Below are 24,422 nucleotides of genomic sequence, written 5' to 3'. Positions count from 1 at the left end.
AGACCTAGCGTGCTCAGCCCTCGAGCGTGCTGAGCCGGTGCTTCAGGGGCGTCGCCTTGTCGTGAGAGCTGCCCGCGCGTTCCGGCACACCGCCGACATAGAGCCAGCCGAGCAGCTTCTCGGTCGGGGCGAGGCCGTGCATCGTGGCAACCTTCTTGGCGCGCGTCTGCGGCCCGGTGCGCCACATCACTCCCCAGCCGGCCTCGTGCAACAACAAGCTCATCAGGTGGGCGACACCGGATGCCACGGCCTCCTGCTCCCACTCGGCGACCTTGTGGCTGGGCTGCGGACTGAACACCACGGCGATGAGCAGCGGCGCACGCAGCGGCTTGGCCTCCAGAGAGGCGGCAGCCGACCCGCTCGCCCCCGCCGCGGCGGCCAGCGCCCGCCCGAGGCGCACGCGCGCCTCACCGCGAAGTGCGATCAGGCGCCAGGGGTGAAGAGCGCTGTGGTCGGCGACGCGGCCGGCCGCGGCGAGCAGCCGCTCCAGCTCGGCGGTCGTCGGCGCGTCATCCGTCACCTTGGAATAGGAACGCCTGGCCTGCGCCGCAGCCAGCACCGGGGGCGGCACAGGGGAGTCGAGAGCACCGGACATGCTGCGCTACTCGGTGGGGGGAGCGGCGGTGAAGTTGAGCGCCACCGAGTTCATGCAGTAGCGGTCGCCGGTCGGCGTGCCGAAACCGTCGGGAAAGACGTGACCGAGGTGGGAGCCGCACCGGGCGCAGCGCACCTCTGTCCTGGTCATGCCGAGGGTGTCGTCTTCGATCAGCTCCACGGCCTCCGGGCGCACCGACTCGTAGAAGCTCGGCCAGCCGCAGCCGGAGTCGAACTTGGTGCCGCTCTGGAACAGCTCGGCGTTACAGGCGCCGCAGGTGTAGACGCCGGCGCGTTCCTCATCGAGGAGCGGCCCGGTCCACGGGCGCTCGGTCGCCGCCTGGCGCAGCACGGCGAAGCTCTCCTCGCCGAGCTCGGCCCGCCACTCGTCGTCGCTCTTGTTTACTTCGTAGCTCATGGGCTTCCTCCTCGTTCATGCGGAGCCGCGGGGCCCCGAGGTCATCCTAAGCAGGTTGCCTGCCCGGCGCCGCGCGCCCCGATCGGGCATTGCCCGCCAGCCGCACCCAATGAAACGCGGGAAGGACCCGTGACATTCCGGTTCGCGAACCGCCCGCGGGCTCCGTGTGTTCCAATCTGCACTGCTTATGATGGGCCCGACAGTGTGCGAGGCGGAACGGCCGCCTGGGGTACGTCGGGAAGGGAGCACGTCGATGGACAAGTCTGGCGACTCCGACCCGAACAACCCCACACCGGAGCACGGCGCCGACTCCGGTGCGCTCAGTGAGCGCGAGCTGGCCATCCTGGCTTTCGAGGGCCACTGGTTCAAGCACGCCGGGGCCAAGGAACAGGCGATCCGCACCGAGCTCGGCCTGTCGGCCGCACGGTATTATCAAGTTCTCGGTGCCATCATTGACCGGCCAGCGGCGCTCGCCCACGATCCGATGCTCGTCAAGCGCCTGCTGCGCATGCGCGAGGCCAGGGCCCACGCCCGGGCTCGGCGCTCCCTCGGCGGGCAGAGCACGCTGTGAGGCGCGCAGCCGATCAGGGATACTGTTCAGAACCGGGCCGCAGGCGCGCGCCCGGCCGGTGAGGCGCGCGGCGCCGCACCGCGAGTGGCCGCACTGAACCAGTCCGAAACAATCCAGACCGAATCAATCCAGACGGAACCAACCCAGAGAGATCAGGCCAGGCACAACCACTATGGCAACTTCGTTCCAACACGATCGCTTCGACGAGATTCCCAGCAACCTTGAGCGTGTCGGCGCGCACCGCGTGCCGCGCAAGCGCGGCAAGGGCTGGGTCGCGTTCGGCTGGGCAGCGCTCGCCACCGTCGTGCTCATCGGCGCCGGAGTGGCCGCCCTGTTCGTGCTCAACAACAACCTCTCCGCCGGCACCGACACCGCCGCCGCGCCGCAGAGCTCGGAGTCGGCCCCGCCCGCAGCCGAGACGCCCGCCGTGCAGCCGACCGTCGACCCCGCCTTAGCCGTCACCGTGTTGAACGGCACCGCGCGGTCCGGCCTGGCCGCCTCGGTCGGTGACACCCTCGTCGCCGCCGGCTGGAACGTGACCACCCGTTCCAACGCCGCCACCGAAGACGTGGCCGTGTCCACCGTCTTCTACTCCGACCCGGCGCTCGAGGGTGCCGCACTCGGGGCGGCGCAGTCCGTGCCCGGCGCGGGGATCGCCCTCTCGCAGGACTTCGTCGACCTCGCCGACGCGAACCTCGTCGTGGTCGTCGGCGACAACTTCCCGGCCACCGAGTAGCCAGCAGCGGCCGCGCCGCGCCCGGCGACACACCGGGCCCGGCGTCCGGCAGGCACGCGCGCCGCGGCCCTAGTCTGTGCAGGGTGAGTATCGCCACGTCATTCCGGATGCCGTCCGCTCGGCGCCTCGTCGCCGCCACACTGGCCGCCGGGCTGCTGCTCGCAACCGCGGCCTGCGCCGCCGAAGAGCCAGCCGGGCCGGCGGTCAAGACCCCGCGGCCCACGGAAACGGCGCTGCCGGCGCCGCCCCAGCCGGTTCTCGCACCGCTGCGCGGCACCATAGCCCCAGAGGGGGCGATGAAGCGCCCAGCGCTGGCCGCGAAGATTGACAATCACGAAGGCGCCCGGCCGCAGCTGGGGTTGGAACGCACTGACATCGTGTTCGAGGAACTCGTCGAGGGCGGCCTGACCCGGTACGTCGCCATTTGGCACTCCGATCTGCCGGACGAGGTGGGACCCGTGCGTTCCGTGCGCCCGATGGACCCAGACATCGTCACCCCCTTCGGCGGCATCATCGCCTACTCGGGCGGCCAGGAGGTGTTCGTCGACATGATGATGAACACCCCCGTGGTCAACGCCGTCTTCGACTTCGACGACACCGGGCTCTTCTACCGCGACGACGTGCACGAGTCCCCGCACGACGTCATCGTGCGTGCCACCGAGCTCGTCGGCCGTCACACCGAGCTGCCGGCACCGCCCGCGCAGTTCGAGTACGCCGAGGCGTCCGCGGTGCCGACATCCGTCACGGAGGGCCCCGGACACTCCGCGCTGCAGCTTCGCTTCTCTGACTCCCGGTGGCCGAGTTGGGTCTGGGATGCCGCCGGCGGCGGCTGGCTGCGCTCGCAGGAGGGCGAACCGGACCTGGACGCGGCCGGGGCGCAGTTGCGCGCGAGCAACGTTGTCACGCTGCTGGTCGAGATCGATGAGGACACGTTCCCCGACATCCCGCGCACGCTGATGATCGGGGCAGGCGAGGCCTGGGTGTCCAGCGGGGGCAGCACGGTGCACGGCATCTGGCGCAAAGACTCCCCGGCCGGGAGCATCCGCCTGGTCAGCGATCTCGGCACGCCGATCCTGCTGGCGCCGGGCAACACGTGGGTTGAGTTGGTGCCGAGCTCCGGCAGCGTCGAGATCATTCCGTGACGACGACCGCTGGCGCTCGCCGCTCGCTTGCACTCTCGGCATCCGAGTGCCAGAATTGGCTTAGCACTCGCAACACCTGAGTGCTAAATCCAAAGTCTTGGGAACGTCCGGGAAGGGACGAGAATCACACATGGCAAAGATCATTGCTTTCAACGAAGAGGCCCGTCGCGGCCTTGAGCGTGGCCTCAACATTCTGGCCGACACCGTCAAGGTGACCCTCGGCCCGCGCGGCCGCAACGTCGTTCTGGAGAAGAAGTGGGGCGCCCCCACGATCACCAACGATGGCGTCTCCATCGCCAAGGAGATCGAGCTCGACGACCCGTACGAGAAGATCGGCGCGGAGCTCGTCAAGGAGGTCGCCAAGAAGACCGATGACGTCGCCGGCGACGGAACCACCACCGCCACCGTGCTCGCACAGGCCCTGGTCCGCGAAGGCCTGCGCAACGTCGCAGCCGGCGCCGACCCCATCAGCCTCAAGCGCGGCATCGAGAAGGCGACCGCTGCGGTCATCGCCGAGCTCGTCGCCAACGCCAAGGAGGTTGAGACGAAGGAAGAGATCGCCGCAACCGCGTCCATCTCTGCCGGCGACGCCGAGATCGGCGCCATCATCGCCGAGGCCATCGACAAGGTCGGCAAGGAAGGTGTTGTCACCGTCGAGGAGTCGAACACCTTCGGCACCGAGCTCGAGCTCACCGAGGGCATGCGCTTCGACAAGGGCTTCCTGTCGGCATACTTCGTCACCGACCCCGACCGTCAGGAAGCGGTCTTCGAAGACCCCTACATCCTGATCGTCAACGGCAAGGTCAGCAACATCAAGGACCTCCTGCCGATCGTCGACAAGGTCATCCAGACCGGCAAGCAGCTCCTCATCATCGCCGAGGACGTCGACGGCGAGGCCCTGGCCACGCTCGTCGTGAACAAGATCCGTGGCATCTTCAAGTCGGTCGCCGTCAAGGCCCCCGGCTTCGGTGACCGCCGCAAGGCTCAGCTGCAGGACATCGCCATCCTCACCGGTGGCCAGGTCATCTCCGAGGAGGTCGGTCTCAAGCTCGAGAACGCCACCCTCGACCTGCTGGGCAAGGCTCGCAAGGTTGTCATCACCAAGGACGAGACGACCATCGTCGAGGGTGCTGGCGACGTCGAGGCCATCGCTGGCCGCGTCGCGCAGATCCGCGCCGAGATCGAGAACACCGACAGCGACTACGACCGCGAGAAGCTGCAGGAGCGCCTGGCCAAGCTGGCCGGTGGCGTTGCAGTCATCAAGGCCGGTGCCGCCACGGAGGTTGAGCTCAAGGAGCGCAAGCACCGCATCGAGGACGCCGTTCGCAACGCGAAGGCTGCCGTCGAAGAGGGCATCGTCGCCGGTGGTGGCGTCGCCCTGATCCAGGCCGGCAAGACCGCCTTCGAAGGCGAGGCCATCCTGGCCCTCGTCGGCGACGAGGCGACCGGTGCCCAGATCGTGCGCGTTGCAATCGACGCCCCGCTCAAGCAGATCGCCCTCAACGCCGGCCTCGAGCCGGGCGTTGTTGCAGACAAGGTGCGCAACCTGCCCGTCGGTCACGGCCTCAACGCCGCGACCGGTGAGTACGTTGACATGCTCGCTGCTGGCATCAACGACCCGGTGAAGGTCACCCGCTCCGCGCTGCTGAACGCATCGTCGATCGCTGGCCTGTTCCTCACCACCGAGGCCGTCGTCGCCGACAAGCCGGAGAAGAACCCGGCCCCGATGGGTGACCCGTCGGGCGGCATGGACTTCTAAGTCCTCTCGCAACAACCTCGCAGTAACTGAGCCGGGCGTCTCCTTCGGGAGGCGCCCGGTTTTGCGTGCCCGCCGCTGTTGACCGGCTGCGCGGGCCACTCTCAGCCTCAATGTGAACGACAGGGCCGTGCAGTAGCCCTCACTGTCGGCGAGTCGGTCGCGCCCCCGCTAGCGCAGGAACAGGCGCGCGTTGGCCTGCTCGATCTCGGCGTAGTGCGTGCCGGCGGAGCCGAGCGACTGGCCCAGCGCGGCGAGGATCGCATCGACCTGCAAGTTCATGGTGCGCCAGTCTCCCGCTGCAGCCTGGAACGCGCTCGAGGCTTGGCCCGCCCAAGCACCCTGCAGGTTGTTGACCTGAGCGGTGAGGCTGTGCGCCTCCGCCCGCAGTCGCTCGATCCCTGCCTGGACGACGTTCGAGGTCGCGATGATCTGGTCGCTGTCCACACTGAATTGCGGCATGCCCTGCTCCGATGCTCGGCGGCATCCGGCATGCCGCATGCACCGAGGCTAGAACGGCCAAGAGCCCGCCGCTCCAGCGCCGTACGACCTGTGCAGAAGGTATGCCGCAGGCGCCACTGTGCACAGCAGGCGCCGCCCGTCTAGCGGGTGGTGTCTCCCGGCACGAGGGGCTTCGGCGCGGCGGCGGAGTCGGCCAGCGGCAGGTTCACCCGGAAGGTGGCGCCGCCGCCCGGCGTCTCGACGACGTCGACGCTGCCGTTGTGCGCGGCCACGATCGAGGAAACGATCGCGAGGCCCAGGCCGCTGCCGCCGGTCTCGCGGGCACGAGAGGTGTCGGCACGCCAGAAACGCTGGAAGATCTTCTCGCGGATCTGCGGCGGGATGCCCTCACCGTGGTCGATGATCGCGAACGAGGCGCGCTCGGTGTTGCGGTCGAGGCTCACGCTGATCTCGATCGGACTGTCGACGGGGGTGAAGCGCATCGCGTTGCCGAGCAGGTTCGTGAACACCTGGCGGATCTTGTTCTCCTCGGCCAGGACCATGACCGAGTGCGCGTCTTCGATCGGGCCAGCCGTGATGGCGGCGCTGAGCGGGGTCTCCACTCCGGGCCGGCGCGGCTTGCGGCTGCGCAGCCTGGCCAGGGTGGCCCCGGCGAAGGCGATCGGGCCGGTGGCGTTGCTGACACCCTCCGGCGGGGCCGGGCGGGTGAGCGGCGGGGCGATCTCGCCCGTATCGACCCGTTCGACGGGCGCGGGGGTGAGGACGGTGATGGTGCGGCCGGGGGAGGACGCCATGGCATCGAGCGCCGCGTCCCGCGCCAATGGCACCAGGTCGACGGGGGCCAGCGCCAGCGGCTTGGTCTCGTCCAGCCTGGCCAGTTCGAGCAGGTCCTCGACCAGACCGCCCATCCGGATGGCTTCCTTCTCGATGCGCTCCATGGCCTGGGCGACTTCCTCCGGCGTCTGCAGCGCGCCCATCCGGTACAGCTCGGCGTAGCCGCGCACCGAGACGAGCGGGGTGCGCAGCTCGTGGCTGGCGTCGCCGACGAAGCGGCGCATCTGGTCGATCGTGCGGGCGCGGTCCTTGAAGGCGCGATCGATGCGGTTGAGCATCGTGTTCAGCGAGCGGTTCAGCCGGCCGACCTCGGTGTTGGGGGTGGCCCCGCCGAGGCGCTGGCTGAAGTCGCCGTCGGCGATGGCAGCGGCGGTGCGCTCGACCTCGCGCAGCGGCGCGAAGGTCGTGGTCACCAGCATCCGGGTGATCAAGGCGCCGAGGATGATGACACCGACGCCGAAGCCCAGGAAGATCGACAAGTAGGTGGCGAGAGTCTTCTCGGTCTCGGCGAGCGAGACGGCCACGAGCGCGACGCCCATGGTGCCCTCTGGCCCGTTGCTGAGGTTGACCGGCACGGCGACGGCGTGGAATGTCGTGTTGCCGGTCTTGTCGGTGAGGTCGAAAACGCGGCCCTCTGCCTTGATCATCGAGGCCAGATCGAGCGAGAACGTGGGCACGGGAAGCTCGTCGGCCGGTCGGTTCTTCCAGTTGAAGTTGCAGAGCTTGCCGGAGTCGTCGAAGATCGCGACGAAGTACTCGGAGGACATCCGCTCACGCGTGGTGTTGAGCGTCGGCTCGCAGCTCACCGTGACGAGCTGTTCGATCGTGCCCTGGGACGAGGCTGTCGTCACGAGCCGGGCGTCCATCTGGGCGAGCACGTAGACGCGCAGCATCGTCATGGTCCCGATGCCGGCCACCAGGAGGCCCAGCGTCAGCATCAGCACGGTCACGCCGGTGATCTTGGTGCGGAGGGAGACGCGGCTCCAACGTTCGGTCAGTGACTGGTGCATGAGGTCTTCAGTGTAGGAAGGCAGCCTGAGCAACAGCCGGGCTGTCGCTCAGGCCGCTCCGCGCGGTCACGGGGCCGGGCAGCTCTCAGCCCTTGGACTTCAGCATGTAGCCGAAGCCGCGCTTCGTCTGGATCAGCGGCTCGCTGGAGTGCTGGTCGAGCTTGCGGCGCAGGTAGGAGATGTAGCTCTCCACGATGCCGGCGTCGCCGTTGAAGTCGTACTCCCAGACGTGGTCGAGGATCTGCGCCTTGGACAGCACACGGTTCGGGTTCAGCATCAGGTAGCGCAGCAGCTTGAACTCGGTGGGGGAGAGCTCGATCGGCTCGTCGCCGACGAGCACCTCGTGGGTGTCCTGGTCCATGGTGAGCTCGCCCGTGCGGATGATCGCGTCTTCCTCCGCGTGCATGGTGCGGCGCAGGATCGCCTTGATGCGCGCCACGATCTCGTCGAGGCTGAACGGCTTGGTCACGTAGTCATCGCCGCCGACCGTGAGACCGGTGATCTTGTCTTCCGTGTCGTCCTTGGCGGTGAGGAACAGGATGGGGGCCGTGTAGCCAGCCGAACGGAGGCGCTTGGTCACGCCGAAGCCGTTCATGTCGGGCAGCATGACGTCGAGGATGATCAGGTCCGGCTCTTCCTCCAGCACAGCTGAGATTGCCTGGGCGCCGTTTCCGACAGCGCGGACAGCAAATCCGGCAAAGCGCAGGCTGGTGGTGAGGAGGTCCCTGATGTTGGGCTCGTCGTCAACAATGAGAATGCGAGGTCCGTCGGTCATGCTCACAGTATCTGCGCGTTAGCTGGAACTTTCCTGTGCGTCTATTGAGGGATTTGTGGGACAGGGACGGCGCGCACGCAGCACTCCCCGGCATCCGGATCGGCGACGATCGTGTGGGCGGCGTCGCCCGCACCGTCGGCGATGCCGCACAGCAGCTGGTAATTCAGTGAGCAGACGACGGCCGTGTGTGTCTCAGCGAGTCGGTGGAACGGGCAGTTGCCGAGCACGATGCCGCCATCGTCCTCCGCGCGCGGCTCGAAGCCGTTCGCGGTCAGCGCACTGCTCAGATCGGCGGATGCCGCTCCGATCGCGCGCCCGGCGTGCGCGGCGACGCGGGCGAGGGTGTCGAGCACGGGCTCTCCGCTCTGGCCGGACTCACTGATAGCCGCCGCCATCAGCTCACCGGCGAGGTCGTACTGGCGGGCGGGCACGCTGATGCAGATTTCACCATCTGCCCGGCTGTACAACTTGGCCGGGCGCCCGGCCCCTGGCCCCGTCTTGCCGCTCAGGCGGCGGAACTCCACAGCGAGGAGGCCCACCTCGGCCAGTCGGTCGAGGTGAAAGGCTGTGGTGCTGCGGCTGAGGCCGAGGGTTGAGGCCGCGGCGTCGCGCCCGAGCGGAACGGGGCTCTGCGAGACCAACTCGTAGAGCGAGCGGCGCACTGGGTCGTCGAGGGTGGCGACCGCGCTGACGCGCTCTGGCAGTGGTGGCGGGCTGGACATGGGGCAATTCTAAAACAAATGGATCTTGACGCAAGATTTTTCCGGTTCTATTCTCGGAACTATCGGCTCAGAGATGAGGCTGCCGCGGGCCACCGACAGTGGCACCGGGCGATCCAGCCTCAGCCCGAGGCCCCGTGCAGGGAAAGGCAGACGATGCCCAGACAGAACGCAGCTGTCGTCACCGCATTCGACGACAAGGCCGCTTCGCCCGAGCGCCGCCCCGTGCGCGCGATCGCCGCGCGACGCAGGCCGGACCGCGAGAAGGCCATTGCGGCCGTTGGCCAACTTCTGCAGGCCCTCGGTCGAGACCCGGATTCGCCGCACCTGGCAGACACCCCGCGTCGGGTCGCCGACGCCTTCATCGAGATGCTCACGCCGCGCGAGTTCACGGCGACGACGTTCGAGAACGAGGCAGGCTACGCGGAGCTCGTGCTGGTGCGCGACATCCCGTTCACCTCTCTCTGCGAGCACCCCCTTCTGCCGTTCCAGGGCATCGCGCACATCGGCTACCTGCCGGGGGAACGCATCATCGGCTTGTCGAAGCTGGCGCGGGTGCTCGAGCACTTCTCCCGCGAACTGCAGGTGCAGGAGCGTCTCACCCAACAGGTCGCAGACTGGCTGAACGAGGAGCTGGGCGCGCGCGGCGTCGGGGTCGTGCTCGAGGCGGAACACCAATGCATGGCGGCCAGGGGTGCCAGGGTCACCGGCAGCCGCACCACGACGAGCGCCTGGCACGGTGAGCTGCGCAGCGACAGGGCGGCCAGGGCAGAGTTTCTGCAGTTGAGCGGCATCGGCGCCGCCTCGGAGGAGGGGACGGGCTCATGAGCGAGTCGGGCACGGCCGACCACGAGCACCTCGTCATCGTGGGTGGTGGGCTCGCGGCGGCCAGCGCCGCTGCGGGCATCCGGGATGCCGGATTCGGCGGCCGGGTGAGTATCGTCGCCGGAGAGGCGGAATACCCCTATATCCGCCCGCCGCTCTCCAAGGAATACCTGACCGGGAGCGCGGAACGCTCGAGCATCTTCGTGCACGACGACGGCTGGTACGCCGAGCAGGACATCCGGGTGCTGCGCGGGCAGCGGGCGAGCGCCCTCTCGACCGAGTCCCACAGCCTGACCCTGGCCGACGGCGGCGCCATGCGCTTCGACAAGCTCCTGCTCGCGACGGGCGCCCGCTCACGCCGCTACGCCGGCCCCGGCGCCGAGCTCGGCGGTGTGCACCACCTCCGCACGGTGGGGGAGTCCGAGGCGCTCGCCGCGGAACTCTCGGCGGGCGGCCGCCGGGTGGTGATCGTCGGGTCGGGCTGGATCGGCCTCGAGGTGGCGTCCGCCGCCCGCGGCTACGGCAACGAGGTGACCGTGCTCGGGCGGGAAGCTACGCCATTGGAGTTCGCGGTCGGCCCCGACATCGGGATGGTGTTCGATGCACTGCACCGGGCGAACGGCGTCGACCTGCGCAACTCCTCCGCGGTGACGGCCATCGAGGGCAGCGGCGGCATGGCCACCGGGGTGCGGCTGGCCGCCGGCGAGTTGATCGCCGCCGATGTCGTCGTCGTCGGGATCGGCGCGCTGCCGAACACCGAACTGGCGGAGGCCGCCGGGCTCACCGTCGACAACGGCATCGTCGTCGACGCGGGCTTTCGCAGCTCGCACCCCGACGTCTACGCGGCGGGAGACGTTGCCAACGTGTTCCACCCGGTCCTCGCCCAGCCGCTCCGCGTCGAGCACTGGGCGACGGCCAGAGACGCCGGCTTCGCTGCCGGAGAATCGATGGCGGGCAAGAGCGTCGAGTACGCCCAGATCCCCTACTTCTACACCGATCAGTTCGATCTCGGCATGGAGTATTCCGGATACGGCATATTGACGGCCGGCGCGGAGCTGGTGATTCGTGGTGACCTCGCCAACCGGGAATTCGTGGCGTTCTGGCTGCGCGAGAACAAGGTCGTGGCCGGCATGAACGTGAACGTCTGGGATGTGAACGAGAGCGTGCAGGCGCTGATCCGGGGAGAGGTGACGGTGGACGCGGCGCGGCTGGCCGACCCCGCCGTGACCCTGGATTCGCTCCTGGCCGGGGCCATCGCATGACGGCCCCTCCGGTGCGACAGGATGCGGCGACGAGCTTCCCGCAGCCGCAGCTGCGGTATCCGTTACGCCAGATCGGTGAACGCAGCTTTGACTTCTCACGGCAGGTCGCGGTGATGGCGGTGGTGAACCGCACACCGGACTCCTTCTACGACCGAGGTGCGACGTTCGCGCTGGACCACGCCGTTCGGGCCTCCCTGTCAGCGGTGGAGGTCGGCGCCGACTGGGTCGACATCGGCGGGGTGCCGTTCGCCCCGGGGCCGGAACTCGCCGTCGATGAGGAGTGCGCGCGGGTGTTGCCCGTCGTGCAAGCGCTCCGGGCGGCATCCGACTGTGTGATCTCTGTCGACACCTTCCAGCCAGAGGTCGCCCGCCGCGGCATCGAGGCAGGGGCGACAGTGATCAACGACACCACCGGCCTGTTCCACCCGGAGCTGGCCGATGTGGTCGCCGACAGCGCGGCCACGCTGGTAATCACCCACAGCCTGGCCAGCCCACGCACGCAATACCCGCACCCGCAATACGGCGACGTCGTGGCCGAGATCTCTGAGTTCCTGCTGCGCCGGGTCGAGTTGGCCGTGTCACGCGGGGTGCCGGAGGAGCGCATCATCATCGACCCCGGCCACGACCTGAACAAAAACACGCTGCACACGCTGGAGATCACCCGCCGGCTTGGCGAGCTCACCGCCCTCGGGCACCCGGTGCTCGTGGCGGTCTCGAACAAGGACTTCATCGGCGAGACGCTCGATGCCCCGCGGGGTGAGCGGCTCGAGGGTTCCCTCGCGGCGATGGTCGCGTGCGTGCTGGCCGGTGCCCGCATTGTTCGCATGCATAATGTTCCCGAGAGTGTCGCGGCTGTGCGCATGACCGAGGGGATATTGGGTCTGCGCCAGCCGAGCTATCTGAAACACAACATGGGGGAGTTCAATGTTCAAGGATGACAGCTCATGACCGGACCATCGACCCGGCAACTGTTCGACGCCTACGCGCTGCCGGAGCGGATGACCCCGCGCCTGCGCGTGAACTTCGTCGCCAGTCTGGACGGGGCGGCGACGCGGGACGGCCGGAGCGGGGGGCTCGGCACCCCTGCAGACCGAGCGGCGATGACGGTGCTCCGCGCGATCGCCGATGTGATCGTGGTCGGCGCCGGAACCGTGCGTGCCGAGGGGTACGGCGGCCTGCGGCTGCCGGAGGAGGCCATCGCCTGGCGCGAGGAGAACGGGCTCGGAGAGCAGCCGCCGCTCGCCGTGGTGTCGTCGTCGCTGGATCTGCCGCCAGAGCATCCCTTCTTCGCTGAGGCGGTGGTGCGCCCACTTGTGCTGACCCATGAGGCAGCCCCGGCCGAGCGGCGCCGGGAACTCGCCGAGGTTGCCGATGTGATCGACTGCGGGGTGTCATCCGTCGAGCCGGCACGGTTGGTGCAGGCGCTGGCCGAGCGGGGGATGCCGCAGATCCTCTGCGAGGGGGGCCCGCGGCTGTTCGGCGAGCTGATCGCCGCCGACGTCGTCGACGAGCTCTGCCTGAGCCTCAGTCCGCTGCTCGTCGGAGGGGACGCCGGGCGGATCGCGCACGGGCTCATCGAGGCGCCACGGCGGATGCGGCTGCTGGACGCCTACCCGGCCAACGACCTGCTGCTGCTGCACTACGCCCGCGCGCGCTGATTGAGCCCCGTCCCGCTGATTGAACCCGCTCCCGCTGATTGAGCCTGTCGAAATCCCGTCGCAGGGTTTCGACAGGCTCAACCTCCGGGGAGGCAACCCGTCCGGCTAGGCCGCGGCGGCGTCGAGGGTGTGCGCGTCAAGAATCGTGTAGCTGTAGCCCTGTTCGGCGAGGAAGCGCTGCCGGTTCTGCGCGAAATCCTGGTCGACGGTGTCGCGGGCGACCAGTGAATAGAAGCTCGCGGTGAGCCCGGACTCCTTGGGCCGCAGCAGGCGGCCGAGGCGCTGCGCCTCCTCCTGGCGGGAGCCGAACGATCCGGACACCTGGATGGCCACGGTCGCCTCGGGCAGGTCGACGGAGAAGTTGGCGACCTTCGAGACGACGAGCACCTCGACCCGGCCCTCGCGGAACGCCTGGAACAGCTGCTCGCGCTCGTCGACCGGCGTCGCGCCGGTGATCTTGGGCGCGTTGAGCGCGTCGGAGAGCTCGTCGATCTGATCGAGGTATTGGCCGATCACGAGGATGCGCTCACCGCGGTGCCTGGCCACCAGCTGCTTGACGACGCCCAGCTTGGCCGGGGCGGTCGAGGCCAGGCGGTAGCGCTCGTCATCTGCAGCGGCGGCATAGCTCAGCCGCTCGTGCTGCGGCAGGTCGATGCGCACCTCGTAACAGTTCGCGGGGGAGATGAAGCCCTGCGCCTCGATCTCCTTCCACGGTGCGTCGAAGCGCTTCGGCCCGATCAGGCTGAACACGTCGCTCTCTCGGCCGTCCTCGCGCACCAGCGTCGCGGTCAGTCCGAGTCGGCGGCGGGCCTGCAGCTCGGCGGTGAGCTTGAACACGGGTGCCGGCAGCAGGTGCACCTCGTCGTAGACCACGAGGCCCCAGTCCATCGCGTCGAGCAGGGCGAGGTGGGCGTACTCGCCCTTCCGCTTCGCGGTGAGGATCTGGTAGGTCGCGATCGTGACCGGCTTGACCTCCTTGACCTGCCCGGAGTACTCGCCGATCTCCTCTGGGGTGAGCGAGGTGCGCCGCAGCAGCTCATCGCGCCACTGCCGGGCGCTGACGGTGTTGGTGACGAGGATCAGCGTGTTCGTCTTGGCGGTGGCCATGGCGCCGGCGCCGACCAGCGTCTTGCCCGCGCCACAGGGCAGCACGACGACGCCGGAGCCGCCGGCAAAGAAGTTGTCGACTGCCTTCTGCTGGTAGTCGCGCAGCGCCCAGCCGTCCTCGGCCAGGTCGATCGGATGCGGCGTGCCCGGCGTGTAGCCGGCGAGGTCCTCCGCGGGCCAGCCGAGCTTGACCAGCTCCTGCTTGAGGGCACCGCGTGCCCACGGCTCCACGTCGAAGGTGTCGGGGCTGGGGCGGCCGAGCAGTAGCGGCGCGATCTTCTTCGCGTTGGCCACCTCGGTGAGCACGGCGACATCCGTGGAACGCAGCACCAGCCCGCCCTCGTCGTTGCGCTCGATGACGAGCCGCCCGTAACGGCCAACGGTCTCGACGATGTCGATCGACACCGTCTGCGGAACGGGGAACTTCGAGTAGCGCTCCAGCGTCGCCAGCATGTCGGCGGCGTCGTGGCCGGCGGCGCGCGCGTTCCACAATCCGAGCCGGGTGATGCGGTAGCTGTGGATGTGCTCCGGCGCACGCTCCAACTCGGCGAACACCGCAAGGTCGTGCCGGGCATCCTCGGCGAGCGGGTGCGCGACCTCGAGCAGAACAGTGCGGTCGCTTTGAACGATCAGTGGGCCATCCGACATAACCGCCGAGTCTACGCGGCCCGACTGGGCGCGGGGGCGATGACGGCCCCGACACGCCCCGGCACCCGACCGGGCGCCGGGGTGTGCCCTAGGCGGTGGCGATGGCGGCGATGCTGGAGAGCGGCAGGGTGCGCTCGATGTCGGCACGGCGGTCGCGGGCGCGCAGGCGGCCGTTGGCGACGCTGGCCGGCTCCAACAGGTAATCCGAGACCTCTCCGCCCGGCATCCGCACGCTCACCACGAGGGTGTGCTTGGAGCGGATGGCCAGATCGATCTGCCGGGCCAGCCAGGCCTGGCCGGTCGGCGCGGTGTCGGCGTCGGAGTCGCGCAGCGTCGCGATCAGCTCGGGCAACGGGTCGATGGCGGCCGGAACTTCGGCGCGGGCGGGACGGCGCCGGGTGAGGTGCACGACCTCGCCGGCGGCATCCTCGATGGCGACCGGGTAGCGGGCGTCGCTGAGCGCCCAGAACAGCGCCTCGGGGGCGAAGCGACTGTGCAGCCGATTCGGCCCGGCCGGCTGCAGCCCGAACGCCGAGAGCGCCTGGTCGACAGCCACGGTGTGTATCAGCGCGAGATCGTCGGAGCGGATCACGCTCTGGAACAGCTCGTCGTCGGCCGGTCCGACCCGGAGCCGGCCGTAGCGCGCAGCCGACTCGGTGACGAGGTATTCCAGCGGCTGGGGGATGCCGGTGAGCGAGATCGAGCCGAGGAAGGCGAGGATGCTCTCTGCCGTTTCTCCGCCGGCCAGGGCCCGGTTCACGGATGCCGCCGTCACCCGGTAGCTCGACGCCAGCTCGCGGCTCTCGACCTCGGCCACCGTGCGCAGCCGTGCGTCGACGCTGGGCGTCAACGGGCCGGGGGCGACCGCCGTCAGGTCCTGCTGCAGGTACACGGTGGAGACCTCGGGCGGAAGCAGTGTGGCCACCACCCGGGCGGCCTCCTCGCCGCCCTGTTCGAGCAGGGCGGTGCCAGCAGAGCTGGGCTCGCCGTCGGCGGTGATGCCGAGCAGGTCGGCCTCGGTGGTGCGGTCGTCGATGCGCTGCTGCAGCGAATCGCCGGCGGCGGGGAAGATCCAACTCACGGCGCTCTGCAGCGAGTCACCCCACGGTCCGCGGGCGCGTTCCACGAGCAGCGCGCGCACATCGGAAGCGAGCCCGCCTAGCCAGGCCTCGGCCAGGGTGCGCCAGCGCTCCGACATGGAGCCGTGCAACCATTCCTCGCCAGCGTCACTGTGCTGCCAGAGCGAGCCCTCTCGCTCAACCAACGCAGCGCGTTCGGCGAGCCCGAGATAGCGCGGCACCTCTTCGAACTCGATTCCGGCCGCCGCGGCCAGCCGCTTGGCGTCCGGCAGTGAGAGGCCGCCGCGGGCCAGCTCGCGGGCCGGGTCGAGGATGAGCGCGGCCACGAGCTCTGCCACAACGGCGGTGGACCTGAACGCGTGCTCGGCTGCGAGGCGGTCACGGGTGGGGTTGGCCGCGGTCGCGGGTGCCGCCGGGGCGGTGTCTGCGGAGCCGGGGTCGGGAGCGGCGAGCTCCGCGCTGCTCGGGAGCCCGGCGGCCGGCCAGCCGCGCAGCTGTTCGCTGACCGCAGCGAACGGCGCGAACTGCGCTGAGCCGTCGGCGGCCTCGCTCAGCGTGCCGAGCAGCAGCTCGTGCAGGCGTTCGGCCCTGGCTCGCACGATCTCTGCGTCGACGGACGTGTGGCCGAGCTCGGAGAGCCGGTCGGCGATGGCTGAGGCGGAGGCCGCGGCATCCGCCGCCACCAACAGGCCACCGGCGGTGTCGGCGCTGGAGGCGGAGGCGGTTGGGCTGGCCTCGGCGATGAGGTCGCCCGCCACTGCTAGAACTGCGAGCCGGGTGCGATCGAGTGTGGCCAGTGCGGCGTGAACGGATTCCGGGGCGAGCAGGGCTTCGGCGAGGTCAAAGTAGTCGCGCACCCCCGCCATCGGAAACTCGCGCAGGGCGAGGGCCGCCGCCAACTGCTCATCGGTGAGTGCGCTTAGTCGTGCGGCGAGGGAGAGCATGTCTTCTACCGTTTGTTCTCTCGTGCCGCACGGCTGCGGCGCAGGCTGGAGACCACCATGAGGGCGATGATCAGTGCAAATCCGATCGGCAGGCCGACCAGGGGGAACATGAATACGAACGGCCACACACCCTTGCTGAAGCCGTCATCGGCTCCGGCTCCGGTTGCGGTGCCGATCATCACGGCGATAAAGGCGAGAATCGAGGCCCCGATGACACCGGCGACCATGTAGGCGAAGACGCGCTCGAGGCGCTGGGATGGTTCGGGGTTTTGCGGGCTCACAATCTCTAGGATACGGGGCAGAGGCCGCCGTAACCCAATAAGCTAGGAGCTGGACGACGCCGCGATTCGGCGTGCCCGCGTTTTCACTCAGTGAGGTTCAATATGCCTACCGGCAAGGTCAAGTTCTACGACGACGAGAAGGGCTTCGGCTTCATCAGCTCAGATGACGGCCAAGAGGTCTTCTTGCACGCCTCGGCACTGCCCGCTGGCGCCACCGTCAAGCCGGGCACGCGCCTGGAGTTCGGCATCGCCGATGGCAAGAAGGGCGCCCAGGCGCTCTCCGTTCGGGTGCTCGACGCCCCGGTGAGCCTTGCCAAGGCATCGCGCCGCAAGGCCGACGACATGGCCGTGCTGGTCGAAGACCTCATCAAGTGGCTCGACGGCATCGGCTCCGAACTGCGTCGCGGCCGGTACCCAGAGGGCCACAAGGCCACCACGACGGCGGCCATGCTGCGTCGTGTCGCCGACGAACTCGACGCATAGCGTGAACAACATGCAGAGTGAGACGGATGCCGCACCCCAGCCCGCCGCGCTGAGCGACGCGCTTGAGACCGTGACGGAGCCGACGGAGAAGTCGGTGCCGGTCACCGACGAGGTGCTGCTCGCTGCCGTGGACATGGCTCGCGCCGCGCTGCTGGACTTCACGCCGCCGGCCACGATCGGCCGCGTGATCGGTCACGTCGCCGAGGAAGATCACGTGCTCTCGCTGCTGTTCGAGTGCCGACTGGCCGGTTACCCGGGCTGGCACTGGACTGTGACGCTTTCACGCATCAGCGGGGAGGCGAAGCCGACGGTGCTCGAGTCTGAGCTGATGCCCGGCGAGGGTGCGTTGCTCGCACCCGAGTGGGTGCCGTGGTCCGAGCGTCTCGCCGACTACCAGGCCGCACAGCTGGCGCACGACGACGAACAGGCCGAGTCTGACGGCGAGCACGACGATGACGACCACGACGACGAGCACGATGACGACGACGAGGGCGAGGACGACGGCTTCGACGACGACTACACCGACGAGCCGCAGCAGCGGCCCCACTCGGGCGACATCGACGGCCTCGACATCGACCACCTCGACGGCGAGCTGACGGACGACGAGTCCGACGACGACGACGACGACGACGATGACGAGTCCGACGACGACGATGACGACGACGAGTCAGACGACGATGACGACGACGAGTCCGACGACGACGACGATGATGACGACGACGAGTCAGATGACGACGACGACGACGACGAGGACGACGAGTCCGATTCAGACGACGACGATGAGGCGACCGCGCGCGACTAGCGCCGGCGCCACTGCACGACGGCGAGGCCGATGAGGCCGAGGGCTGCTCCGAACACGGAGCAGCTCAGCCACCAGCCGAAGCCGGCGGCATCCAACTGTGGCAAGAACGCCAGACTCACGATGATGGCGAGCACCCAGATGGCCGTTCCGGCGAGCACGGCTTTGCGCGCGTCTGCGCGGGCCGGCAGTGGATCTGGCCGACGCTCGCTGTCTTTCAACCAGAATCGCATCACTGCCAGTCTGTGGCGAGCGGGCCGCGCCAGTCAAGTTGGCACGACCCGCTCGACGGTCTAGCCGAGCTGGCCGACCACGTACTCGATCGAGGCGACGAGCGCACGCACGTCATCCGGCTCGATCGCCGTGAACGTGGCGACGCGCAGTTGATTGCGGCCGAGCTTGCGGTACGGCTCGGTGTCGACGATGCCGTTGGCGCGCAGCGCCTTGGCCACCGCCGAAGCATCGATGGCGTCGTCGAAGTCGATCGTGACGACGACGGGGGAGCGGTGCGCGGCATCCGTCACGAAAGGCGTGGCGTAGTCGACGCTCTCTGCCCAGTCGTAGAGCACGCCGGACGACTCCGCCGTGCGCGCGCCGGCCCAGCTCAGGCCGCCGTTGCCGTTGATCCAGTCGACCTGGTTCTCGAGCAGCAGCAGGGTCGAGAGCGCCGGGGTGTTCAGCGTCTGGTTCAGGCGCGAGTTGTCGACAGCGTTCTTCAGGCTGAGGAACTCGGGAATGTAGCGGTCGTCCGCCGCAATGCGCTCGACCCGCTCGATGGCGGCGGGGGAGAACAGCGCGAACCACAGGCCGCCGTCGGAGGCGAAGTTCTTCTGCGGTGCGAAGTAGTAGACGTCGGTCTCGCTGAGCTCGAAGTCGATGCCGCCAGCGGCGCTGGTGGCGTCGATCACGGTGAGCGCACCGGCGTCGCCGTTCACGCGCTTGACCGGGGCAGCGGCACCCGTCGAGGTCTCGTTGTGCGGCCAGGCGTAGACATCGACGCCGGCGACGGCCTCGGGGGTCGCGATGCTGCCGGCATCAGCCTTGCGCACGTCGGGAGCCTCGAGCCAGGGGGCGCCGGCGGCGGCGGCGAACTTTGAGCCGAACTCGCCGAAGCTCATGTTCTGTGCGCGGCGCTCGATCAGGCCGAAGGAAGCTGCATCCCAGAACGCGGTGGAGCCACCGTTGCCGATGACAACCTCGTAGCCCTCTGGTGCGCGGAACAGCTCACTGAGGCCGGCGCGCACGCGGCCAACCATGTCTTTGACGGGCGCCTGGCGGTGCGAGGTGCCGAGAATGGCTGCGCCGGCGCCGGTGAGGTAATCCAGCTGCTCCCGTCGAACCTTGGACGGCCCGCATCCGAATCGACCATCGGCGGGCAGGAGGGCGGCGGGAATCGTAATCTGCGGCATGGTTCGAGTCTAAGTGCGCGCCGTGGGGCGGGTAGTCTTGTTACTTACGTGCGCGTATCTGTTGCGCACGCCTGCGTGCGTTAAAAATGGGGAGGCGCGAATGACGGATCTCATCGACACCACGGAGATGTACCTCCGGACGATCCTTGATCTCGAAGAGGAGAACATCGTTCCTCTGCGTGCGCGCATCTCGGAGCGGCTCGGCCACTCCGGCCCCACCGTTTCCCAGACGATCGCCCGCATGGAGCGCGACGGACTCGTCGTCGTCTCAGGCGACCGCCACCTCGAGCTGACCCCGGCCGGCCGCAGCAAGGCCGTGCACGTCATGCGCAAGCACCGCCTCGCCGAGGTGCTGCTCTCCGAGGTCATCGGCCTCGAGTGGGAGCTCGTGCACGACGAGGCCTGCCGCTGGGAGCACGTGATGAGCGAGCAGGTTGAGCGCAAGCTGCTCGAAATCCTGAATTTCCCGACGGAATCGCCTTACGGCACCCCGATCCCCGGCCTCGAAGAGCTCGGCCAGCCCGCCGCGGCTCCGTTCATGACGGATGTCGAGAGCATCGTCGAGCTGGTCAGCCGTCACAGTGTGCCCGTGCAGGCCGAGCTGCGTCGACTCGGCGAGCCCGTGCAGTTCGATCCTGAGCTGCTGCTGCAGCTGAAGCAGTCGGGTGTCATGCCCGGAGCGATCGGAACCTTCTCGTCGGTCGGCTCATACGTGTCGGTGAAAGTCGACGGATTCGACGAAGGACTCGAGCTTCCGGCTGAGGTTGCCATCCACATTTTTGTGACCGCTGCATCCCAGTGATCGCAAGGCATCCGGCGGGCCAAGCGTTACAGATTTGTTAGAAATTGGCCTCGGGGATGTGACTTTGACCCGGTCAGCGGGTACTGTCGATCCAGTCCCACTGACCAGAAGCCGGTCGATGGACTCGAGAACAGACGTCCCCCAGACCCGTCTCTGATCTCGAAAACAATACGCGTATGCGCATTGGACGGGGCAGCTACCTAGTGCTGCTGGGGCGCCGGAGGTAACTTTGGCCCGATTAGGTTCCAGGCGCTCCCGTAGGGGCTCCACACAAGTTTCAGCAGGAAGTGCCCTTGTTCCCTCAGCGGGGACGGCACTCGATAACCGGGCGGTCATGCCCCCGGAAGCAATGCGCAGCAAGCCCCGCAGCAAGGGGTTGCGCAACACCGTCGTCCTGACACTCTCCTTCGGGATGGTCGCGACGATCGCTCTGCCCGCCTACGCGTTCGCGCCCGGCGCGGGGGACCAGCAGTTCTCTGCATCCGCGGCCACCGCGCTCAAGCAGGCCGAGGCGCAAGACGTGAAGGTCGACAAGCAGGCCGCCACCATCACGGTTGCAGCCGACGGCTACGACGCGGTGAGCGAGGCCGACATCCAGGCCGCAGCGGCCGCACAGGCCGCCTCTGAGCGTGCAGCAGAGGTCGCCGCACAGATGACCTCCTATGCCGCGTCCTACTCCGGGCCCTCGGTCGGCGAGTTCCTCGCCAATCCGGCCTACCCGAACTACGACATGAGCTCCGTCTACAACGTGGCGCTGCAGTACCAGGGCGTTCCCTACGTCTACGGCGGGGCCACGCCGGCCGGCTTCGACTGCTCCGGCTTCATCATGTACGTCTTCGCGCAGTTCGGCATCTCGCTGCCGCACTCCTCGAACGGTCAGGGAGCCGCGGGCACGCGCATCTCGATTGAGGATGCCCAGCCCGGCGACCTCGTGATCATGGACGGCCACGACGGCTTCTACGCCGGCAACGGCAACATCCTGCACGCGCCGTACGAGGGCGCCTCGGTGCGGGTGCAGCCGATCTGGACCAGCGATTACTACATCGTGCGCATCGGCATCTGACACGTCAGCTGAGCGAAGGGGGCGAACGGATGCCGCGGCATCCGTTCGCCCCCTTCGTCGTTGAACGCCGGGTGAACTCGGAAAGGCGCGTTGGGCTCTGGGCTCGCTGCGGCTCGGTCTCGGCAGAAAAGTGGTTTACCCTGAAGCTCTGACGTACTGAGAGATTCTCGGAGAGCCAATGGACAGGGCGCGGAACATTCACACCACGGATGCCCGCTGCCTGTTTGCCCGGAGGCACAGCAGTCACACACACCCCAGCCACAACGTGGTTCGAAGGACACTGTCACCATGACGGTGTCCTTTTTTCGTTAAGAACCAGCTCTCAACAACCAGTGTGTGATCGCTCGCTCCGTGCCCTCATCCGTCAGGAGAGTCGAATGGCTGCAAGCCGTGCAGCCTGCTTCGAGAGGATGACCATGCACACACTGGTGTTGAATGCCGGCTACGAACCGCTCGCCGTCGTGACCTTCAAGCGAGCCCTCGCGCTCGTGATGAACGAGAAGGCGCGCGTACTGCAGATCGACACTGGGCACCCCGTGTGGGCGACCTCGGGTGTCTGGGACCGCCCGTCGGTCATCCTGCTGACCCGTTACGTGCGGATCCCACGCGGCCGGATGGTGCCGGTCAGCCGACGGGGAGTGCTGCGCCGCGACGAGCACCGCTGCGCGTACTGCGGCAAGTCGGCCAGCACGATCGACCACGTGCTGCCGCGCTCCCGCGGCGGGCGTGACACGTGGGAGAACCTCGTCGCCTGCTGCCTGCGCTGCAACAACACCAAGAGCGACAGAACGCCAGCCGAGATGGGCTGGCAGCTGCGTTTCACGCCATACGTGCCCCGCGAGGGCGGGTGGCAGCTGCGCAGCACCGAACGCGTCTTACCCGAGTGGGGCGAGTTTCTGGAGCCAGCCGCGTAGCCACGAGTCACCCAATGCGCGTGATGGCCGCAGCAGCGCGGTCAGCCTAGAGTCTCCCCAACGACCGAGCAGGCGGCGCCAGTCGGCGCGAATGCCGCGGGCACAGACGGGAGCTTCGAGATGGCCGATCAGGCATATGTCGCCATTGCTGCGCAGTACGCCACAGAAGAAGAGGCGGTGGCCGACTTCGAGCAGATCCACGAGCACTACAAGGCTGCAGACAAGCACACCTCCTTCGACGCGGCGGTGATCAAGCGCGACATGGAGGGCAAGCTCAGCATTCCGAAACGTGATGACGGCGGCAAACACCACGGTGTCCGGAAGGGCCTGGGCATCGGGCTCGCCGGTGGCTTGGCCGTCGCCCTGTTCCCGGCTGTCGCCCTCGGCGGTGCGCTGCTGGTGGCCGGCGGATCGGGTGCAGGAATCGGTGCCATCGCCGGGCACATCGCGCGAAAGACGCCGTCGAAGGATCTCGAGTTGATCAGCGAAACACTGGATGCCGGCAGCGCCGGGATCGTGCTCGTGGTGGAGCCGGGGGAGAGCGACGAGGTGCAGAAGCTCCTGGCGCATGCCACTCGGGTGACTGTGACGGAGCTCGCCGTTGACGACGAGGAGCTCGACGAAGAGGTCGTCAGGGCGTACGAGTAGCGTCGCTCCGAACCCTCAAGGGGTGGCTGAAGCTTGCCGAGATAATGGGTGACAAGGCCGTGATGCTCCCGTAATGTGGGCTGGGTTGGAGCCCTCCCGGGCTCCACTCGCATGAAGCCCCCAGGCACGAAGCACCGCGACCCGGCCCCCCGCCGACGTGGCTCGTGCACACCAAAGGACCACGCGTGACTGAAGCCGCATCACACCGACTCGATGGCGAGCCGGGCACGGATGCCGCCCTGCCGAGCAGGCGCGAGATGCGCGAACAGTGGGCTCGCGAGGCCGCCGCACAGGCCGCCGAGGACGAGACCGCGACAGTCGGTGCTCTTTCTACCGGTGTCGTCGTTCCCGTTGAACGCCCGAGCGTGCCGCAGCAGTCCTCGGCCGCCACTTCTGCAGACGTTGGGGTCGATCCGGCGCCCGCCGTGCCGCGTGCCGATGCAGCACTGGGCCGTGCGATGCGCGACAGCGTGCAGCGGGCCGCCGCGGCATCCGCTCCACTGCGCCGAGCGCTGCAGGGCCCGCGACGCCCACAAGCCACCCGTCGAACCGCCATGCGCTCGCTGGTGACCTTCGCTGTCGTGCCCGGACTGTTCCTGACAGCGGCGCTCCCGGCCTACGCGCTCGGCGTCGACGGCGGGATGGACTTCGCTTCCAGCAGCTCCCGCGCAGCGAGCACGGCCGGTGCCCAGAGCGTCAAGATCACGAGCTTCTCGCCCGAGGTCACCATCTCCAGCGACGGCTTCACCGCGGTGAGCTCGGAGGAGATCCAGCGGCTCACCCTCGAGGCCGAGCGTCTGGCCGCCGAGCAGGCCGCGGCTGACGCAGCGGCGGAGGCCGCAAGTGCCCGCGTGCGCGCCGGCGCCAACACCACACCGGGTGTGCGCCAAGAAGGCGATGACTACCCGTGGCCCTGGGAGCTGACCGACGACCAGGGCGGTGGGCTCTCACCGCTCGGCTACTACTACCGCGAGTGCGTCGACTTCGTCGCCTGGAGGCTCAACCGTGATGCCGGCGCGACGGGTTCCTTCAAGTGGGTCTGGTCGAACCTCACCCCGGGAGGCGGCAGCGCCTACAACTGGGCCAACGCATGGAACGACCACGGCTGGACCACCAGCTACGAGCCCATCACCGGTGCTGTGGCCTGGTTCACCGGTAATCACGTCGCCTACGTGCAGTCGGTGCCCGGAGACGGCACCGTCGTGCTCGAGGAATATAACTGGGGCAACGACCACTCCTACCACCGGCGCACCGTTCCGATCGGCGACGTCGACCTGTTCCTGTACCCGCCGCCGTAGGCCGCGCCGCGCCTCGTTCCCCTCTCCCGTCGCCGGCGCCCTTCCCGTTGGTCGAGTAGGCGCGCCAGCGCCCTTCCTGTTGGTCGAGTAGGCGCGCCAGCGCCGTATCGAGACCCGGCCGCCCTGTTCTACGCATGCCGCGGGCTGCAGTCTCCGCGGAGCCGTTCGGGGCTTCGGTCGCAAGC

At 68.4% G+C, this 24,422-nt stretch carries 26 protein-coding genes; 15 read left to right on the top strand and 11 right to left on the bottom strand.

Going from position 1 to position 24,422, the window contains the following annotated elements; genetic code table 11:
* Positions 1 to 13: 13 nt before the first annotated feature.
* Together AWU67_RS10935 and msrB are read right to left on the bottom strand one after the other, a co-directional pair.
* A complete protein-coding gene (locus AWU67_RS10935; protein WP_067228825.1) occupies positions 14 to 595 on the bottom strand; it encodes a nitroreductase family protein in 582 nt (193 codons plus the stop codon).
* Between the two features lie 6 nt (positions 596 to 601).
* The gene (gene msrB / locus AWU67_RS10930; RefSeq protein ID WP_067228822.1) at positions 602 to 1,012 is read right to left on the bottom strand and encodes a peptide-methionine (R)-S-oxide reductase MsrB; all 411 of its coding nucleotides are present in this window, start codon (positions 1,010 to 1,012) and stop codon (positions 602 to 604) included.
* Between the two features lie 253 nt (positions 1,013 to 1,265).
* Between msrB and AWU67_RS10925 the strand changes: the two genes are divergently transcribed.
* The 4 genes from AWU67_RS10925 to groL all read left to right on the top strand — a co-directional run bounded on the left by AWU67_RS10925 (position 1,266) and on the right by groL (position 5,220).
* The gene (locus tag AWU67_RS10925) at positions 1,266 to 1,583 is read left to right on the top strand and encodes a DUF3263 domain-containing protein (RefSeq protein WP_067228820.1); all 318 of its coding nucleotides are present in this window, start codon (positions 1,266 to 1,268) and stop codon (positions 1,581 to 1,583) included.
* Between the two features lie 172 nt (positions 1,584 to 1,755).
* Positions 1,756 to 2,319, top strand: a complete 564-nt coding sequence (locus tag AWU67_RS10920) for a LytR C-terminal domain-containing protein (protein ID WP_067228817.1) — start codon at positions 1,756 to 1,758, stop codon at positions 2,317 to 2,319.
* Positions 2,320 to 2,402: 83 nt separating this feature from the next.
* The gene (locus tag AWU67_RS10915) at positions 2,403 to 3,461 is read left to right on the top strand and encodes a DUF3048 domain-containing protein (RefSeq protein WP_129586700.1); all 1,059 of its coding nucleotides are present in this window, start codon (positions 2,403 to 2,405) and stop codon (positions 3,459 to 3,461) included.
* A 130-nt stretch (positions 3,462 to 3,591) separates the two neighbouring features.
* On the top strand, positions 3,592 to 5,220 hold the full coding sequence (gene groL / locus AWU67_RS10910; RefSeq protein ID WP_067228813.1) for a chaperonin GroEL: 1,629 nt from the start codon (positions 3,592 to 3,594) through the stop codon (positions 5,218 to 5,220).
* Between the two features lie 168 nt (positions 5,221 to 5,388).
* On the opposite strand, the gene AWU67_RS10905 is transcribed toward groL, so the two are convergent.
* From AWU67_RS10905 to AWU67_RS10890, 4 genes are all read right to left on the bottom strand, one after another.
* Complete coding sequence (locus AWU67_RS10905; protein ID WP_067228810.1) at positions 5,389 to 5,679, bottom strand: WXG100 family type VII secretion target; 291 nt, start codon at positions 5,677 to 5,679, stop codon at positions 5,389 to 5,391.
* A 140-nt stretch (positions 5,680 to 5,819) separates the two neighbouring features.
* Positions 5,820 to 7,523, bottom strand: coding sequence for a sensor histidine kinase (locus AWU67_RS10900; protein WP_067228808.1), 1,704 nt, complete (start codon positions 7,521 to 7,523; stop codon positions 5,820 to 5,822).
* Positions 7,524 to 7,608: 85 nt separating this feature from the next.
* Positions 7,609 to 8,298 carry a response regulator transcription factor gene (locus tag AWU67_RS10895; RefSeq protein WP_047411850.1) on the bottom strand — a complete coding sequence of 230 codons (690 nt, stop codon included), beginning with the start codon at positions 8,296 to 8,298 and terminating at the stop codon, positions 7,609 to 7,611.
* Between the two features lie 41 nt (positions 8,299 to 8,339).
* A complete protein-coding gene (locus AWU67_RS10890; protein ID WP_067228805.1) occupies positions 8,340 to 9,020 on the bottom strand; it encodes a helix-turn-helix transcriptional regulator in 681 nt (226 codons plus the stop codon).
* Positions 9,021 to 9,173: 153 nt separating this feature from the next.
* Here AWU67_RS10890 and folE point away from each other — a divergent pair, with 153 nt between their 5' ends.
* The 4 genes from folE to AWU67_RS10870 are packed head-to-tail and all read left to right on the top strand — an operon-like array spanning position 9,174 to position 12,762.
* The gene (gene folE / locus AWU67_RS10885) at positions 9,174 to 9,845 is read left to right on the top strand and encodes a GTP cyclohydrolase I (RefSeq protein ID WP_067228803.1); all 672 of its coding nucleotides are present in this window, start codon (positions 9,174 to 9,176) and stop codon (positions 9,843 to 9,845) included.
* A complete protein-coding gene (locus AWU67_RS10880; protein WP_067228801.1) occupies positions 9,842 to 11,104 on the top strand; it encodes an NAD(P)/FAD-dependent oxidoreductase in 1,263 nt (420 codons plus the stop codon). Before folE ends, AWU67_RS10880 begins: the two co-directional genes overlap by 4 nt.
* Complete coding sequence (gene folP, locus AWU67_RS10875) at positions 11,101 to 12,042, top strand: dihydropteroate synthase (RefSeq protein WP_067228798.1); 942 nt, start codon at positions 11,101 to 11,103, stop codon at positions 12,040 to 12,042. Before AWU67_RS10880 ends, folP begins: the two co-directional genes overlap by 4 nt.
* A 6-nt stretch (positions 12,043 to 12,048) precedes the next feature.
* Positions 12,049 to 12,762: a pyrimidine reductase family protein gene (locus tag AWU67_RS10870; RefSeq protein ID WP_067228796.1), complete on the top strand. Its 714-nt coding sequence runs from the start codon at positions 12,049 to 12,051 to the stop codon at positions 12,760 to 12,762.
* 105 nt (positions 12,763 to 12,867) lie between these two features.
* On the opposite strand, the gene AWU67_RS10865 is transcribed toward AWU67_RS10870, so the two are convergent.
* The 3 genes from AWU67_RS10865 to AWU67_RS10855 all read right to left on the bottom strand — a co-directional run bounded on the left by AWU67_RS10865 (position 12,868) and on the right by AWU67_RS10855 (position 16,821).
* On the bottom strand, positions 12,868 to 14,517 hold the full coding sequence (locus AWU67_RS10865; RefSeq protein ID WP_067228794.1) for a DNA repair helicase XPB: 1,650 nt from the start codon (positions 14,515 to 14,517) through the stop codon (positions 12,868 to 12,870).
* Between the two features lie 88 nt (positions 14,518 to 14,605).
* Entirely contained in the window at positions 14,606 to 16,540 is a 1,935-nt protein-coding gene (locus tag AWU67_RS10860) for a helicase-associated domain-containing protein (RefSeq protein ID WP_067228791.1), read from the bottom strand.
* A gap of 5 nt (positions 16,541 to 16,545) precedes the next feature.
* Positions 16,546 to 16,821, bottom strand: coding sequence for a hypothetical protein (locus AWU67_RS10855; protein ID WP_067228788.1), 276 nt, complete (start codon positions 16,819 to 16,821; stop codon positions 16,546 to 16,548).
* Positions 16,822 to 16,923: 102 nt separating this feature from the next.
* On the opposite strand from AWU67_RS10855, the gene AWU67_RS10850 reads away from it, so the two are divergent.
* Both AWU67_RS10850 and AWU67_RS10845 read left to right on the top strand, forming a co-directional pair.
* On the top strand, positions 16,924 to 17,304 hold the full coding sequence (locus AWU67_RS10850; RefSeq protein ID WP_067228786.1) for a cold-shock protein: 381 nt from the start codon (positions 16,924 to 16,926) through the stop codon (positions 17,302 to 17,304).
* Positions 17,305 to 17,314: 10 nt separating this feature from the next.
* Positions 17,315 to 18,106 (top strand): DUF3027 domain-containing protein, encoded by a 792-nt coding sequence (locus AWU67_RS10845; protein WP_067232604.1) that lies wholly within the window; start codon positions 17,315 to 17,317, stop codon positions 18,104 to 18,106.
* Here AWU67_RS10845 and AWU67_RS10840 read toward each other — a convergent pair.
* Both AWU67_RS10840 and serC read right to left on the bottom strand, forming a co-directional pair.
* Positions 18,103 to 18,336, bottom strand: coding sequence for a DUF2530 domain-containing protein (locus AWU67_RS10840; RefSeq protein WP_067228783.1), 234 nt, complete (start codon positions 18,334 to 18,336; stop codon positions 18,103 to 18,105). The two genes, AWU67_RS10845 and AWU67_RS10840, sit on opposite strands and share 4 nt — an antisense overlap.
* Before the next feature lie 60 nt (positions 18,337 to 18,396).
* Positions 18,397 to 19,512: a phosphoserine transaminase gene (serC, locus tag AWU67_RS10835; RefSeq protein WP_067228781.1), complete on the bottom strand. Its 1,116-nt coding sequence runs from the start codon at positions 19,510 to 19,512 to the stop codon at positions 18,397 to 18,399.
* 100 nt (positions 19,513 to 19,612) lie between these two features.
* Here serC and AWU67_RS10830 point away from each other — a divergent pair, with 100 nt between their 5' ends.
* The 5 genes from AWU67_RS10830 to AWU67_RS10810 all read left to right on the top strand — a co-directional run bounded on the left by AWU67_RS10830 (position 19,613) and on the right by AWU67_RS10810 (position 24,237).
* The gene (locus AWU67_RS10830) at positions 19,613 to 20,314 is read left to right on the top strand and encodes a metal-dependent transcriptional regulator (RefSeq protein WP_067228778.1); all 702 of its coding nucleotides are present in this window, start codon (positions 19,613 to 19,615) and stop codon (positions 20,312 to 20,314) included.
* A gap of 334 nt (positions 20,315 to 20,648) precedes the next feature.
* A complete protein-coding gene (locus AWU67_RS10825; protein WP_082716931.1) occupies positions 20,649 to 21,377 on the top strand; it encodes a C40 family peptidase in 729 nt (242 codons plus the stop codon).
* Positions 21,378 to 21,793: 416 nt separating this feature from the next.
* Positions 21,794 to 22,291: an HNH endonuclease gene (locus AWU67_RS10820; RefSeq protein ID WP_067232601.1), complete on the top strand. Its 498-nt coding sequence runs from the start codon at positions 21,794 to 21,796 to the stop codon at positions 22,289 to 22,291.
* Positions 22,292 to 22,411: 120 nt separating this feature from the next.
* On the top strand, positions 22,412 to 22,939 hold the full coding sequence (locus AWU67_RS10815; RefSeq protein ID WP_067228775.1) for a DUF1269 domain-containing protein: 528 nt from the start codon (positions 22,412 to 22,414) through the stop codon (positions 22,937 to 22,939).
* A 185-nt stretch (positions 22,940 to 23,124) separates the two neighbouring features.
* Entirely contained in the window at positions 23,125 to 24,237 is a 1,113-nt protein-coding gene (locus AWU67_RS10810; RefSeq protein ID WP_129586699.1) for a CHAP domain-containing protein, read from the top strand.
* The last annotated feature ends 185 nt before the right edge of the window (positions 24,238 to 24,422 follow it).

It is taken from the genome of Microterricola viridarii, assembly GCF_001542775.1.
Lineage (GTDB): Bacteria > Actinomycetota > Actinomycetes > Actinomycetales > Microbacteriaceae > Microterricola > Microterricola viridarii_A.
This window is presented reverse-complemented; position numbering and strand designations above follow the sequence as displayed.

Excerpts from the sequence above, each read along its gene's own strand:
- AWU67_RS10935 (WP_067228825.1), bottom strand. The coding sequence starts at position 595 with ATGTCCGGTGCTCTCGACTCCCCTGTGCCGCCCCCGGTGCTGGCTGCG.
- msrB (WP_067228822.1), bottom strand. The coding sequence starts at position 1,012 with ATGAGCTACGAAGTAAACAAGAGCGACGACGAGTGGCGGGCCGAGCTC.
- AWU67_RS10925 (WP_067228820.1), top strand. The coding sequence starts at position 1,266 with ATGGACAAGTCTGGCGACTCCGACCCGAACAACCCCACACCGGAGCAC.
- AWU67_RS10920 (WP_067228817.1), top strand. The coding sequence starts at position 1,756 with ATGGCAACTTCGTTCCAACACGATCGCTTCGACGAGATTCCCAGCAAC.
- groL (WP_067228813.1), top strand. The coding sequence starts at position 3,592 with ATGGCAAAGATCATTGCTTTCAACGAAGAGGCCCGTCGCGGCCTTGAG.
- AWU67_RS10905 (WP_067228810.1), bottom strand. The coding sequence starts at position 5,679 with ATGCCGCAATTCAGTGTGGACAGCGACCAGATCATCGCGACCTCGAAC.
- AWU67_RS10900 (WP_067228808.1), bottom strand. The coding sequence starts at position 7,523 with ATGCACCAGTCACTGACCGAACGTTGGAGCCGCGTCTCCCTCCGCACC.
- AWU67_RS10895 (WP_047411850.1), bottom strand. The coding sequence starts at position 8,298 with ATGACCGACGGACCTCGCATTCTCATTGTTGACGACGAGCCCAACATC.
- AWU67_RS10890 (WP_067228805.1), bottom strand. The coding sequence starts at position 9,020 with ATGTCCAGCCCGCCACCACTGCCAGAGCGCGTCAGCGCGGTCGCCACC.
- folE (WP_067228803.1), top strand. The coding sequence starts at position 9,174 with ATGCCCAGACAGAACGCAGCTGTCGTCACCGCATTCGACGACAAGGCC.
- AWU67_RS10880 (WP_067228801.1), top strand. The coding sequence starts at position 9,842 with ATGAGCGAGTCGGGCACGGCCGACCACGAGCACCTCGTCATCGTGGGT.
- folP (WP_067228798.1), top strand. The coding sequence starts at position 11,101 with ATGACGGCCCCTCCGGTGCGACAGGATGCGGCGACGAGCTTCCCGCAG.
- AWU67_RS10870 (WP_067228796.1), top strand. The coding sequence starts at position 12,049 with ATGACCGGACCATCGACCCGGCAACTGTTCGACGCCTACGCGCTGCCG.
- AWU67_RS10865 (WP_067228794.1), bottom strand. The coding sequence starts at position 14,517 with ATGTCGGATGGCCCACTGATCGTTCAAAGCGACCGCACTGTTCTGCTC.
- AWU67_RS10860 (WP_067228791.1), bottom strand. The coding sequence starts at position 16,540 with ATGCTCTCCCTCGCCGCACGACTAAGCGCACTCACCGATGAGCAGTTG.
- AWU67_RS10850 (WP_067228786.1), top strand. The coding sequence starts at position 16,924 with ATGCCTACCGGCAAGGTCAAGTTCTACGACGACGAGAAGGGCTTCGGC.
- AWU67_RS10845 (WP_067232604.1), top strand. The coding sequence starts at position 17,315 with ATGCAGAGTGAGACGGATGCCGCACCCCAGCCCGCCGCGCTGAGCGAC.
- AWU67_RS10840 (WP_067228783.1), bottom strand. The coding sequence starts at position 18,336 with ATGCGATTCTGGTTGAAAGACAGCGAGCGTCGGCCAGATCCACTGCCG.
- serC (WP_067228781.1), bottom strand. The coding sequence starts at position 19,512 with ATGCCGCAGATTACGATTCCCGCCGCCCTCCTGCCCGCCGATGGTCGA.
- AWU67_RS10830 (WP_067228778.1), top strand. The coding sequence starts at position 19,613 with ATGACGGATCTCATCGACACCACGGAGATGTACCTCCGGACGATCCTT.
- AWU67_RS10825 (WP_082716931.1), top strand. The coding sequence starts at position 20,649 with ATGCCCCCGGAAGCAATGCGCAGCAAGCCCCGCAGCAAGGGGTTGCGC.
- AWU67_RS10820 (WP_067232601.1), top strand. The coding sequence starts at position 21,794 with ATGCACACACTGGTGTTGAATGCCGGCTACGAACCGCTCGCCGTCGTG.
- AWU67_RS10815 (WP_067228775.1), top strand. The coding sequence starts at position 22,412 with ATGGCCGATCAGGCATATGTCGCCATTGCTGCGCAGTACGCCACAGAA.